Genomic DNA, 13564 nt, shown 5'->3' on the forward strand with positions numbered 1-13564 from the left:
TTAGTTTCTTTAGAGTTGATTAATGACTTTATTTTTTTGATTTATCATTTTGGCCAGAGTGTCTGATACTTACATTTTTTAAAAGATTTTGGGTTTACCTTTTTTATACCAGCGTGTAGCTCCTTTAATTCAACGTATCCTGCAAATTGTATATTGCTTTTGGGCTTTTGGGCTTGTAATTCTGATTGTGAAGAAAGAAAAAGCAGCAGGCCGTTGATTTAAAGCTGATTTTAAACCTTGAATTTATAAAACACACTTACAATTAATCAAATAATCTGAAGAAGATGAGATTACTCACAAAAAAGGTTTTAGCTGTTTCAAAACTGACCAGTATATTTTTAATGCTTTGCATAAGTATTACAGGTATGGCACAAGTTCCATCCACTTATCAGGTTGGTAAATGGTATAAGTTTAAATCAGCAGCGGTTACATATACTATGGATGATAATACCTCCAATCAGTTACCGGTAGCTATTCCTCTTTTTAATCAGTATAATTTTAAAACTACCTCGTTTGTGGTAACGAACTGGGGACCTAACTGGAGTCAGTTGAAGACCGCATCAAATAATGGACATGAAGTTGCAAGTCATACTGTTTCACATACTACTTTGACTACACTGAATACAACTCAACAGGATACAGAATATAAAAACTCTCAAAACACAATTAATTCCAATATTACAAATGCAAAATGTTTAACCATTGCATATCCTAACTGTAATACAGGTGACGTAAATACTATCCAAAAGTATTATATAGCGGGCAGAACTTGCAGTGGACAAATTAATTCAAGTTCTCCAACTGACTTTTATAATCTTAGTTCAATCATTTGTGGAAATACAGGTGTTAATACAGCCAATGATTTAAATAACAAAGTTTCCAGCGCTAAGAATAACAATGGATGGTGCGTATTCCTTATTCACGGTATAGACAATGACGGAGGATATTCTCCTTTGGCCTCAAGTGTACTTGGAAATCATTTATCTTATGTTAATTCTAATGCTGCTGATTATTGGGTAGGAACATTTTCTAATGTTGTAAAATATATTAAAGAACGTAATGCTCTGAATATTTCAGAGACTACTGTAAATAATGACTCTTTAAGATTGACAGCAACAGATAATCTTGATAATAGTATTTATGACGCAGCAGTTACAGTTCGTCGTCAATTACCAAGCGGCTGGACCGAAGCAAAAGTATACTTAGGAAATACGCTACAAACATCTTCTATTGTAACTGTAAATAACGTTAAATATATAGAATTTGATGTAGTACCTGATAAAGGTACTTATGCTATTGCAAATAAGACTTCAACTCCAACTTGTTCTACCGCTGCACCAACAGTCACGTCTCCGATAAGTTATGTAAAAGGGGCTACTGCAACTGCATTAACAGCTACTGGTAATTCTTTAAAATGGTATACGGATCCTACAGGAGGAACTGCATCAAGTATCGCACCTGTCCCAAGTACTGATGCAGTCGGAACCAAAATTTATTATGTGTCACAAACTTTGAATAACTGCGAAGGACCAAGAGCATCAATTACAGTGAATGTTACAGAAGGTTCAACTGGCGGAGGATGCAAAGAAGCAGGAGAAGGAGCTTATTACACTGGAACTTACAGAAATATGTTTAAAGAACTTCTGAATAAAACAGATACAGAAATCAACTCTAAAGTGAATACTGCTTTCCAGCAAATCTTTTATGGCACTGCAGATCAAAAATTATATTATGAAGTTGGAACTGATATGGCTTATATTCTGGATGTAAATAATAATGATGTAAGGTCTGAAGGGATGTCATATGGTATGATGATATGTGTGCAGTTAAACAAACAAGCTGAATTTAATAAAATATGGAAATGGGCAAAAACCTATATGCAGTATGGAAGTAACAATAACTATAATGGTTACTTTGCATGGCAGTTAAATAAAGATGGATCTATAAAAGGAAACAGTCCTGCTTCGGATGGTGAAGCTTATTTCATTACTTCATTATTCTTTGCTGCAAACAGATGGGGCAATGGAACTGGAATATATAACTATGAAGCAGAAGCTCAGGATATCTTGAACAAGGTAATGAGTAAGACGGGAGCAGGTTCAGTATACAACCTTTTCAATACCAATTCAAAACTGATAACTTTTGTTCCATATGGTGACTCTTATAACTTTACTGATCCATCATATAATCTTCCTGGTTTCTGGGAGTTATGGGCTAAATGGTCTAAAACAAATCAATCTTTCTGGTCTCAGGCACCTGCTGCTTCACGTAAGTTATTAAGAGATGCATCTCATTCGTCTTCCGGATTAACTACTGATTATTCTAATTTTGACGGAACACCCAAAGAAGTGGATTATAACAAGGATGCTGACAGGTTTATGTATGATGCCTGGAGGAGCATTATGAATATAGGAATGGACTATCATTGGTTCAAGGCTGATGCACAGCAACCGGTAATTTCCGAAAGATATTTAACGTTCTTCAAAAACCAGGGATCTGGATATAAAAATCATTACGACTGGAATGGTGCCAATGCCAATGGTGACCATTCTACCGGTCTGGTTGCCTGTAATGCTGTAGCTTCCCTGGCTGTAAATAATACCTCTCTTGCAACACCTTTTGTACAGGAATTATGGAATGTTGGGATCCCTACTGGTCAATACAGATATTATGATGGTATGTTATATATGCTTGGTATGCTTAATGTTTCCGGAAACTTTAAAGTTTGGAAACCAGTTTGTCCTTGCGTGCCTCCGACAGCTCCATCTGTAGTTGATCTTAATTATTGTCAGGGAGCATCAGCTCCGGCTTTAACTTCAACTGCTTCAACAGGTAATATTCTTCAATGGTATGGAACCAATGCAACAGGAGGTACAGCTAGTACGACAGCACCAACACCATCAACAGCTACTCCAGGTAAATTAATTTACTATGTTTCTCAAAAATCAGCGACAGAAGATTGCGAAAGTCCGCGAGCAGCTATTACAGTGACTGTAAATGCAAAAGTAACTCCATCTATAGAATTGAAGTCTGAATCAGGCACTGTAGTTGATAATCCGGAAACAAATTTTGTATTGACAACCACAGCTTTCAATAAAGGAGCGAATGCTACTTATGTCTGGATGAAGAATAATCAGGTTATTTCCAATGCTTCCGCTGGTTCATTTGAAGTACCAAAACCAATCAATGCTGGAGATACTTATTCTGTTACAATGACTTCTTCGGCCAACTGCGCTGATCCTGCTACAGTAACTTCGAATGAAATTAAATTCGAGGTTGTAACAGGAATAGATAACCTTGGATCAATTGGATTTGTAATTTACCCTAATCCAGCTAAGAGTTCTTTAAATGTTCAAGGTTTACAAGGAAGTTTCAAATATTCTGTAGTTGATAATTTCGGAAGAGAATTACAAGCTGGAGAAACAGAATCTAATATCAATGTCAGCAACCTAAATGCGGGTGTATATGGATTGGTAATAAATTATAAGGGAAACAAAAAAGTAGTTAAAGTTGTAATAGCGGATTAGTGAATGAGGACAGGCAGTGCAAATTGTCTGTCTTTATTAGGTTTATCATAGAGAGAAGGATAAGTAGTAAAATACTTATCCTTTTTTATTTTACAGAAAATATCCTCTAATAGGTTATAATCTAAAAAGGGTATCCTAACTTGACATTCATAGGTACCGTAAAAGTTAGATGATTACCTTCTATAGGTGTCGAATTATAAGACCAAGTTATGCATCCAGGTTTAGCTGCAGGTCCAATGTAATTTATGCTTTTAAATTTCCCACCAATTCCACTATAGACATCAATAACAAAGTGCCGGATTACAAACTCAAATCCGATTTTCATATTAAATATGGTCATGTTTTATCAACGTTATAAAGTTCTAGTTTATTTGAACCGGTAGTGCCGAAATCTCAATAGTACCCTTCGAATTTGAGATTTGAATTTTGATAGATCATTTCAGCAGCCAGGTATGGCCTTGTTACTTTCATAATTGCAATTAAAAATTTCCCTTCCAGTCCTAATCTGTATCCTTGAATATTTTCAAAATCTGTTGTTTTAAAAATGTCTTTTAAATAAGCCGCAGATGCTTGTAATGCAAATAGTCGTTGTAAGAGCCTTTCATAGCTTAATTCATATCCTGGATTCACCAGATCTAAAGTTCTCATAGGTGAAAGCTTAATTTGATTTTTCAGAGTAGGAAATTTCTGGGCTATGCAGCAATTGATTACTGTAAAAGCCAATAGCATTGTAAGGGTCATTCGGTTCATTTTAAAAAATTGATAGCTGGTTTAGAAATTATTAAAATTAGATTCGTAAAGTAAGCTAATGTGTTAAAAAATAAATATTTAGAGTTAATGTTTTGCCCGTTTTTTTGTTTAATAGCTGAATATTATGGTTTCAGCCAGAAATGCATACTTTCAACAAGTAATCGCTTAAGATGGAATTGATTTCTTTTTTTATAAAGAAAGCCTAATTTCGCACCCCAAAGCAAATTTGACATGAATCCATACAAAGAGATTGAAAACGAAATACTAAAAGCCTCTCACATACTTATCACTGCTCATAAATCACCGGATGGAGACTCGGTAGGTAGTTCATTGGGTTTATTTCATTTTATAGAACGCTTAGGAAAAAAGGCTGTAATTGGCCATCCTGATCCTGCACCTGAGTTTTTGCAATGGCTGGAAGGCATTGATTCAATTTTGTATATGGATAGGGATGGAGATGCACTGAAAAATCATTTCCAGAATGCTGGTCTTATTTTCTGTTTGGATTATAATGCAACCGACCGCGTTGGGCCGGAAATGCAGCAGCTTATTAAATCGGCTCCTGGCAAGAAGATCATGATCGATCACCATCTTAATCCGGAAAATTTCGTGAATATAATTGTTTCCGAAACAGAAGTCTGCTCTACCTCTCAGCTTATCTATGAGCTTATTGAGCAATCAGGACATGCAGATTTATTAAATGAAAAAATCGGAACACCTTTATATCTTGGTATACTTACTGATACAGGAGCTTTCCGCTTTCCTTCAGTGCAACCAAGAACGCATGAAATATTAGGAAAATTGTTAGAGGCCGGTGTTCAGCACCATCTCATTCATGAGCAGTTGAATGATAATAATACTGTCGGCCGCTTGCGTTTGCAGGGATATGCTATGAGCGAGAAACTTGAAATTCTTGATAGCTGCAATGCAGCAATTATTTCATTGACAGAAGCTGAACTTGCTCGATTCAATGCCCAGAAAGGAGACACTGACGGTCTGGCTAATTTAGCATTGTCTATTAAAGGAATCAGGATTGCGGTTTGTCTTTATGAGAAGGAAGGGAAAATCAAAATGTCTTTTAGATCCAAAGGGCAAGAAAATCCGGTTAATATGCTAGCTGAAGAACATTTTGACGGAGGCGGACATGCCAATGCTTCGGGGGGGATCAGCGAAATGTCCATGGAGGCTACGTTAAATAAATTGAAAGTTCTTCTGCCAGTTTATTTTAAGTCGGATAAGTAAAAGAATAACTGCTAAGTTATTGAATCCAAATATTCCAGTAAAATATTCATTAAGGTCCCTTGAAGTCTATTCTGGCTGAAATGGACCTTAATTTTTTTCTGAAATATCCTATTTTTTATTAGTAATTAATTGCATATCAATAGGGTTTTGATATTCTTTGCCGGAAATTTAAGTTTGAATCTTTAATCATCTATGAAAAAACTCAGCTATTTATTATTCCTCTTATTGGTTTTAGATTTTTCATTTAATAATTCAGCCAATGCCAAAGCACCTTCTGAGAAAAGCCATGAAACTATTCAGTTAGATAAAAACTGGGAATTCAGACAAGTTGGTAAGGAGAACTGGTCAAAGGCTTCTGTGCCTGGTTGTGTCCATCAGGACTTGATTGAAAACGGTACTATTAAGGATCCCTTTTTCAGGTTAAATGAATTCGATGTACAGTGGATAGAAAATGAAGATTGGGAATATAGAACCACTTTCTATGTTTCTAAGGAAATAATAAATCAGGAGAACAAAGAACTTTATTTTAAAGGGCTCGATACATATGCTGATGTTTATCTGAATGACTCATTGATTTTGTCTGCTGACAATATGTTCAGGTCCTGGAGTGTAGAATGCCCCAATCTCAAAGAAGGTAACAACCAATTGAGAATAGTATTCAAATCTCCGGTTAAAATCGGACAGGAAAAATTGAATAAGCTTGGATTCCTAATTCCTGTTCAAAATGAACAAGCTCCAAAGGGAAAGCAGAACTCGGTAATGACAAGGAAAGCTGCATACCATTATGGATGGGACTGGGGGCCAAGACTTGTAACATCTGGAATATGGCAACCTGTTTATCTTCATGCTTGGTCAAAAGGAAGAATCAAAGATGTATTCCTTCAACAGAAGAATGTTTCATCCAAAATTGCCAATTATACTGCTACTATAGAAGTTATAGCTACGAAAGTAGGAGCAGGGCATATAGATGTTTCAGCAGATGGAAAGCGCCTTGGTGCTATGAGTGTACAGCTGAAGAAAGGTATGAATACCTTTCATATGGACCTTTCTGTTAAAAATCCCGAGCTTTGGTGGAGTGCAGGTTTGGGCAAGCAAAAACTATATAATGTTAAGACCATCCTGAACATTCAAGGTGCTGAAGCAGATATAAAAGAAACAAAACTTGGGATACGCACATTAAAAGTAATTCAGAAGAAGGATGCTCTTGGCAAATCATTTTATGTAGAGTTGAATGGAGTGCCGGTATTTATGAAAGGAGCTGACTATATTCCCGGAGATAATCTGATCACAAGAGTTAGACAGGATAAATACAATAGAGTTATTAATGAAGCACTGGATGCCAATATGAACGTGCTTAGAGTATGGGGTGGTGCTGTCTATGAAACAGATCAATTCTACGACTTATGTGCAGAAAAAGGACTGATTATTTACCAGGATTTTATGTTTGCCTGTAGCATGTATCCGGGCGACGATGCATTTGCGGAGAATATCAGACAAGAAGCAGAAGAACAGGTTAAACGTCTTAGAAACTATCCTAACATTATGTTATGGGCTGGCAATAACGAAATACTGAATGGCTGGCATGAGTGGAACTATCAGGAACGTTTTGGCTACAGCAATCAGCAGAAAGACACGCTTTGGAAATACTATACAAATATATTTTATAAAGTACTTCCCGAAACGGTACAAAAATTTGATCCGGAAAAATTATACTGGGCTTGTTCTCCTCAATCAGAGCAGGATAAATTGCAGACGCCGTTATCTGGCGACCAGCATTCCTGGTCAGTATGGTTTGGTGAACAGCCATTCTCCAGCTATGAAGAACAACCAGGACGCTTTATCAGTGAGTATGGATTTCAATCTTATCCATGTATCAATACACTAAAGAAAATAGCTTTAACAGAAGATATGCAATGGGATTCGGAGGTATTGCTGAAAAGACAGAGAAGCCCTATGGAGTGGATTGGCAAAGGAATGAATGGTAATCATATGATAGATAGATATATGAAAAAGGAGTTTAGGACACCAAAAGATTTTGAATCATATATTTATATAAGTCAGCTGCTACACGGACAAGCAATAAAGACTGCCGGCGAAGCGCATAGACGAAATATGCCTTATACTATGGGTTCTATGTATTGGCAAATCAACGATTGCTGGCCAACTGTATCCTGGTCTTCTGTCGATTACTTCGGTAATTGGAAAGCCAGCCATTACAGAGCAAGAAATGCTTATAAGGATATGATTGTTAGCTTTACTCAGCGCAATGATACTATAAAAGCTTATGTTGTTTCGGATAGATTAAAAAATACTAATGCTGAATTGAGGATCAGTGTATATGATTTTTCTGGAAAGCTGATTTTAGCAATACCACAGAAGATAATGATTCCTGGTAATGCTAGCAAAGTGTTTTTTAAAGATAAATTAGCTGAGTTGTTAAAGGGCAAGAACAAAGAAGATGTTTATATTAAAGCTGAACTGTCTGAAAATGGAAAAGCAATAACGGAGAATAATTTCTTTTTGGTTCCTTATAAATCCCTGTCATTGCCTAAGCCAAACGTATTGGTTAAAATATCTCAATCTATCGATACTTATACTATGCAAGTAAGATCTGATAAATTCGCTAAAGACGTTTATTTATATTTTGAAGGTTTGGATTGTAATCTGAGTGATAACTTCTTTGATCTGGATGCAAATCAAACCAGAATATTGACTTTTAAAATTAATGGAAATCCCTCTGTAGATGAGTTGGAAAAGAAGTTGAAAGTACTTACTGTTGCTGATAGTTATTAATATGCAAGAGGTATCATTTTCATAAATAATAAGGCCTTTAATTCAAATTAAAGGCTTTATTATTTATAATCAGTAATAAGTATTTATTGGTTCTTGTACATTCTGATCATCTCCCCATAGCCTAGTCCCATAGCCAGGCCATTAACAGACATAGCAATTCTTTTGGTTTTGGTGGCTTCTGTTTTAGCAGATTCAATCCAGTTGGAAAAGTATCTTTGATGAGATTTTGGTAAGGACTGAAAGAATTTTAAAGCTTTAGGTTCATCTTCCAGGCAAGTCATAAAGTCTTCAGACAATTTTTTTTCTTCTGTATCTAAAGTAATTTCTACCACAAGCATCGCACCTTTATTTTTTTTGATTGCTTTTCTTACAGATGCATTTAAAGGCATGATATAATTGCCATTGCCCATTGGCAGAAGGCTTACACCTTTATATTCATAAGCATCCAATTTGCCTTTTACATTAAAGGATTTTTTATTAGATGGTTGTAATTGTTGAGCTACATCTCTTGGGATCTCTATGTAGCTCCAGCCTGTTTTTTCTCCTTTTTCTTCGAACTGGAGGATAACTGTATTAAATTTTATCAATTGAGTTCGTAGGTTTATCAGAACCCAAGATAAAAAATATGAAGGTAAAATGTGTCGGGTTAAAAAATAAAATTATAAATAAGCTATAAATAAGGATTACTGCAGCCCATCACAATCTTTTTTAATTTATCAAGGTTGACAGTGTCAGTTACATCCGCCGAGAATCCAAGGATATTGGTCTTTCCAGTAATAGGGTTCAGAAATGGAATCTTATGTGTTTTGAAAACATAGGTTCGTCCATTGGATAATGAAAAGTTTTGATTAGGGAGTTCAATACTTTTATTCTGATTCAAAACCTCTTCATCAGACTTTCTGATTATTTCTATTTGCTCTTCATTCTGGATAAAGTGTGCATCTTCTTTCCCAATAATTTGTGCCTCATCAAGCCCAAACAGTTCTGCCTCGAGTTTATTTATAAGCAGGTATTTCCCCTGTTCGTCTTTCAGAAAAACAGGAAAGGGCATGCCTTCAATAATTATTCTTAGGAAATCGTAAGTTTTTTCTTCTTGTGCTGGCATTGGGTTGGCTGAGTTTTCAATCAGGGATTTAAGTATCGTCTGCTCATATTCATCTGTATGACTAAGCATTAAACTTTTGGCTTTTTCGGTATCCCCCTTTATAATATTTTCGATAGTGAAGAGGATACTATTAAGCTTATTCTCAAGGAAAGACACCCGTTCTTCTGGAGACATAGACTTGGCAACTTCATTAGTCATAATTCAAATATTTTAGTTATTAAATTGCCTCAGATAAGTGAATATCTTTTTATTAAATACTCACGTACAAATGGATCCCCGACAGTAAACAATTACCAATAGAATGATTATTCTATTTTTGTAATTGTATTTTTCCTCGTTTAAAAGCGTTTTACGATTTAAGAATTTTAGGGGTTTTGTTATATAAAAAAATAACCAGTCAAAGTTTAAATAATTATATTTTTGTTAATTTTCCCTTATAAATAAGGGGGTAAGTCAATTGTAGTTTTATTAAATTGAATTTATTTGTCAAAAAGTTATATTTTTTGAATAAGTAAATATTTGTATAAAACAAATATTTGGCTAAAGGCGTAAGAATCCTTCCAAGCTATTAAAATCACAATTACTATGGAACAGGATGTATTTTTATTACTTAAAGATTACTATTCACTCAAGTCAGAAAGACAAAAAATACTTGCTCAATGCTGCCCTGAAAGCAAACAAAACAGACCTAGCGAATTAGATGAGATTGAGCAAAAAATGCAATCTTTATTTGAAATAATAAAAAAGGATTGCAGGAATTCCTACTACTAGCTTCTTATAGCAAATTGATAGGTTTTAATTAAATCAAGTTAAAGGCCTGAGCAAATTTGGTTAACTCATATTGATTTTGAATCTGCAGTTTATTTCTGATATTCTTACGGTGAGTACTAATAGTTTTCTCTGAAATGTGAAGCATCTCAGCAATATCTGCAGATTGTTGACCAATAGCCATAAGCTTTAATATTTCAATTTCGCGATTGGTTAAACTGGAAAATAATTTATGATTATTTCTCAGAAATGTATTCTCATCCAACAATCTGTCTACTTTAGCATTTACTGAATTCTGAGAATCAATAGGACATGCAATCACTATAACATGGGTAGGTATATCATTTTCGTCTGAATGAAATATTTTTAATGTACTCAGATACCACGTCCATTCATGGTTTTTACTTTTTCTCACTTGTTGAAAAAATGAAATCAAATCGTTTTCATTTTTAGATTCAATAAGTTCTAAAATTTTTGATGAATAATCTTTCCAGTCTTCAACATTAAAATATCGATCATTGTATTCAGCATTTTCAATACTTTTAATCTCTTCAAGATCCACTCCAAGTATATTTAATCCTCGGGGAGACATATATTCGATTTTAAGATCTGATAGATTTTGTATAATGATTACACCTGGAATCAGCTCTGATGTAGCAATTACGCTTTCAAGCTTTTGCTGAAAAGTAAGACTCATAATATATTTTATTCGCCAATCTGACAAAAAGGGGAACCCCTCTTGATTAATTAAAAATATTATTTTCAATTTGTCCCACCAAAACCTCTTCCACATCTTTTAATACTTATTTGGAAGGATACATTGGTATTCAAAAATATCATTAAGTTTAAAGTTAAATAGAATTTTACAAATGCTCATTCATCAAATAGAAATATTTAAATCAAAGATAAAGCTTTTAGAGCCTTTTAAAATTTCTTTGGGCATTTTGGATCATGCTGAAAATGTAATTGTCAGAATTACAACTGATATTGGTCTGGTAGGATTTGGAGAATGTAGTCCGTTTAAGACTATAAATGGTGAAAGTATGGATACCGGGTTTATTGTAGGGCAATACTTAGGAAAAGCGCTAATTGGGAAAAATCCACTTGAAATCGAAGAGTGTATCAATTTGATGAATAAAGTCATATATGCCAATACCAGTATTAAAAGTGCTTTTGATATTGCATTGTATGATATAGCCTCACAGTATGCTAAGGTGCCTTTATACAAATTTCTTGGTGGAAATAATTCCAAGCAGATTGTAACTGACTATACTATAAGTATCGATGTGGCTGAAAAGATGGCGAATGATGCAGTTAAAATAAAGAACAATGGTTTTAAAGTCATTAAGGTTAAACTTGGAGGAACCAGAGAAGAAGATATAGAAAGGATAAAACAAATCCGAAATAAAATCGGATATGATATTCCGTTAAGGATTGATGCAAACCAGGGCTGGGATTGCAAGATGGCTGTTGAAATACTTAAAGATCTTGAGCCGTACAATATACAACATTGTGAAGAACCAATTCCCAGATGGGATTTTATGAACCTACCTTTCCTTAAGAAAAATAGCCTCATACCAATTATGGCCGATGAATCATGTTGCGATCATAATGACGCTGCAAGACTTATTGATTTGAATGCATGTCATCGATTTAATATTAAGTTGGGAAAATCTTCAGGTATTTTTAATGCTTTAAAAATTATAAAACTTGCAGAGAGAGCAGATATTCAAATGCAGATAGGAGGGTTTTTGGAGTCCAGATTAGGCTTTACTGCTTCTGCACATCTTAGTCTTTCCAATGACAACATAAAATATTTTGACTTTGATACACCTTTGATGTTTGAGGAAGATCCTGTTAGAGGAGGAATGTTATATGGCCAGAATGGACTTATTACTTTGCCTGACGCCATTGGTTTAGGGGCCTCTGTTGATGAAAGCTACCTTGAAAATTTACCCCAAGTGGCAATTCATTAATAAATTAAAAAAAATAAAACTGGTATTGTCTATTCAAATTGCTTAAGAGGATCTACTTTCTTTTGGTAATATTTTTCAAGTCGTTGCAGAACAAGAATCGATAATATCAGCCATACATATCCGATAGCAAAACCAGCCAGTACATCACTGGCATAATGTACTCCAAGATACACTCTGCTTACGCCGATAAGGTGGATGATAAGAAGCAAGATAATTGTAATAATCCACTTCAATCCTTTTTGTGGCACTTCTTTCCATGTAAAATAAATAAGCAAACCATAAAAGGAAAAAGCAGTCATAGAATGACCGCTTGGAAAGCTTAGGCCTGAAGCCTCTGAAAGCCTCTCCACGATTGGTCTTGGTCGATTGAATAGAAATTTAAGGAAAAGATTTAACAACAAGCTACCTATTACTACAACCGGAACTTTTAAGCTATACCAGTGATGTTTCTTTATGAACAGAAAATAAAGAAGCAAAAGAACAAACATTACAGGTATGAACTCTCTGGAGGCAAGGAAACTCATTGCCTTCATAAAATTGGTCATTGCCGGTGAGGTAAATTGGTGAACCCATTGATATACAAAATGGTCGAATTGTTCCTGTTTGTCATAAAACAATTCTTTCACTATCAGTCCAAATAGAAAAATAGAAGCAAAGAAAAGTATCCCTGTTATTAAAAACTCAATTGAAAAAAGTGTAATAATGGCAATGGTCTTTCTGTAAACCTTTTGGATCATAATAAATAAACCTCGGTAATTCTCCTTTGTTTTCAGTGTTAAATATATGGCAATCTCTTGTCAGATCATCGTTTTCTTATGTGATATTCTTTGTTTCATTGTTTTAAGATTTTATACTGTAAGTTACTTATAAACAATGTAATACAAGTTAATATTCTGTGCTCCAACTAAATCGCTTTTTATTAATTCTCTTTTCCCTGAAAAAAATTTCCTCTTTTTAAAATATTTTATTTGGCAAGCCGTCTATATCCTCAATAAAGGACTGAATAAAATAGAATAGAGCTATGCAAAACAATACCACCCTTTCATTCCCTGAAAATCCAGATGGGATACTTTCTTTAAATCAAATCATCAACACCGAAATCATTCCGAGATTCAATTACCTGTCTGAAATCATCACTCCAGATGAGGAAGAGCTTGAAGAGCTTGAAATGTTAAAAGAGATTATACTTGGCTATTTGTTTTTTTGATACGGGGAGGATTTAAGTGCCAAGTAATAAGTATTAAGTCTTATTACTTAAAACTTTTTTGTTGGTATGATAAAAGTTTTAAGTAATCCCTTTTTTATTAGTTTACAATCAAAGACGATATTTGATCTGTCGGAAAGACAGAACCATCGATAGAACCACACTCCGACAATTAAACATTCCCGGTTGAAAGGAATGC

At 34.6% G+C, this 13564-nt stretch carries 11 protein-coding genes; 5 read left to right on the plus strand and 6 right to left on the minus strand.

All coding sequences use genetic code 11. The annotated features are described in order from the left end of the window. Nucleotides 1–284 precede the first annotated feature (284 nt). A complete protein-coding gene (locus J7604_RS20305; protein ID WP_293899922.1) occupies nt 285–3527 on the plus strand; it encodes a glycosyl hydrolase family 8 in 3243 nt (1080 codons plus the stop codon). 121 nt (nt 3528–3648) lie between these two features. Here the strand turns inward: J7604_RS20305 and J7604_RS20310 are convergent, their stop codons facing one another. Together J7604_RS20310 and J7604_RS20315 are read right to left on the minus strand one after the other, a co-directional pair. After that, nucleotides 3649–3867, minus strand: coding sequence for a hypothetical protein (locus tag J7604_RS20310; RefSeq protein WP_293899925.1), 219 nt, complete (start codon nt 3865–3867; stop codon nt 3649–3651). Between the two features lie 53 nt (nt 3868–3920). Further along, nucleotides 3921–4277, minus strand: coding sequence for a hypothetical protein (locus J7604_RS20315; RefSeq protein ID WP_293899928.1), 357 nt, complete (start codon nt 4275–4277; stop codon nt 3921–3923). Nucleotides 4278–4508: 231 nt separating this feature from the next. On the opposite strand from J7604_RS20315, the gene J7604_RS20320 reads away from it, so the two are divergent. Further along, nucleotides 4509–5519 carry a bifunctional oligoribonuclease/PAP phosphatase NrnA gene (locus J7604_RS20320; protein ID WP_293899931.1) on the plus strand — a complete coding sequence of 337 codons (1011 nt, stop codon included), beginning with the start codon at nt 4509–4511 and terminating at the stop codon, nt 5517–5519. Between the two features lie 192 nt (nt 5520–5711). After that, the gene (locus tag J7604_RS20325) at nt 5712–8312 is read left to right on the plus strand and encodes a glycoside hydrolase family 2 protein (RefSeq protein WP_293899934.1); all 2601 of its coding nucleotides are present in this window, start codon (nt 5712–5714) and stop codon (nt 8310–8312) included. A gap of 83 nt (nt 8313–8395) precedes the next feature. Here J7604_RS20325 and J7604_RS20330 read toward each other — a convergent pair whose 3' ends face one another. The 3 genes from J7604_RS20330 to J7604_RS20340 all read right to left on the minus strand — a co-directional run bounded on the left by J7604_RS20330 (nt 8396) and on the right by J7604_RS20340 (nt 10882). After that, nucleotides 8396–8899 carry a YdeI/OmpD-associated family protein gene (locus tag J7604_RS20330; protein WP_293899937.1) on the minus strand — a complete coding sequence of 168 codons (504 nt, stop codon included), beginning with the start codon at nt 8897–8899 and terminating at the stop codon, nt 8396–8398. An 83-nt stretch (nt 8900–8982) separates the two neighbouring features. Beyond that, nucleotides 8983–9615 (minus strand): PAS domain-containing protein, encoded by a 633-nt coding sequence (locus J7604_RS20335; RefSeq protein WP_293899940.1) that lies wholly within the window; start codon nt 9613–9615, stop codon nt 8983–8985. A gap of 601 nt (nt 9616–10216) precedes the next feature. Then, the gene (locus J7604_RS20340) at nt 10217–10882 is read right to left on the minus strand and encodes a response regulator transcription factor (RefSeq protein ID WP_293899943.1); all 666 of its coding nucleotides are present in this window, start codon (nt 10880–10882) and stop codon (nt 10217–10219) included. Between the two features lie 172 nt (nt 10883–11054). On the opposite strand from J7604_RS20340, the gene J7604_RS20345 reads away from it, so the two are divergent. Next, nucleotides 11055–12161: a mandelate racemase/muconate lactonizing enzyme family protein gene (locus tag J7604_RS20345; RefSeq protein WP_293899946.1), complete on the plus strand. Its 1107-nt coding sequence runs from the start codon at nt 11055–11057 to the stop codon at nt 12159–12161. A 29-nt stretch (nt 12162–12190) separates the two neighbouring features. Here J7604_RS20345 and J7604_RS20350 read toward each other — a convergent pair whose 3' ends face one another. Further along, the gene (locus J7604_RS20350; protein ID WP_293899949.1) at nt 12191–12898 is read right to left on the minus strand and encodes a phosphatase PAP2 family protein; all 708 of its coding nucleotides are present in this window, start codon (nt 12896–12898) and stop codon (nt 12191–12193) included. A gap of 284 nt (nt 12899–13182) precedes the next feature. On the opposite strand from J7604_RS20350, the gene J7604_RS20355 reads away from it, so the two are divergent. Continuing rightward, nucleotides 13183–13368, plus strand: coding sequence for a hypothetical protein (locus J7604_RS20355; protein WP_293899952.1), 186 nt, complete (start codon nt 13183–13185; stop codon nt 13366–13368). The last annotated feature ends 196 nt before the right edge of the window (nt 13369–13564 follow it).

This window comes from Sporocytophaga sp. (assembly GCF_017745095.1).
GTDB lineage: Bacteria > Bacteroidota > Bacteroidia > Cytophagales > Cytophagaceae > Sporocytophaga.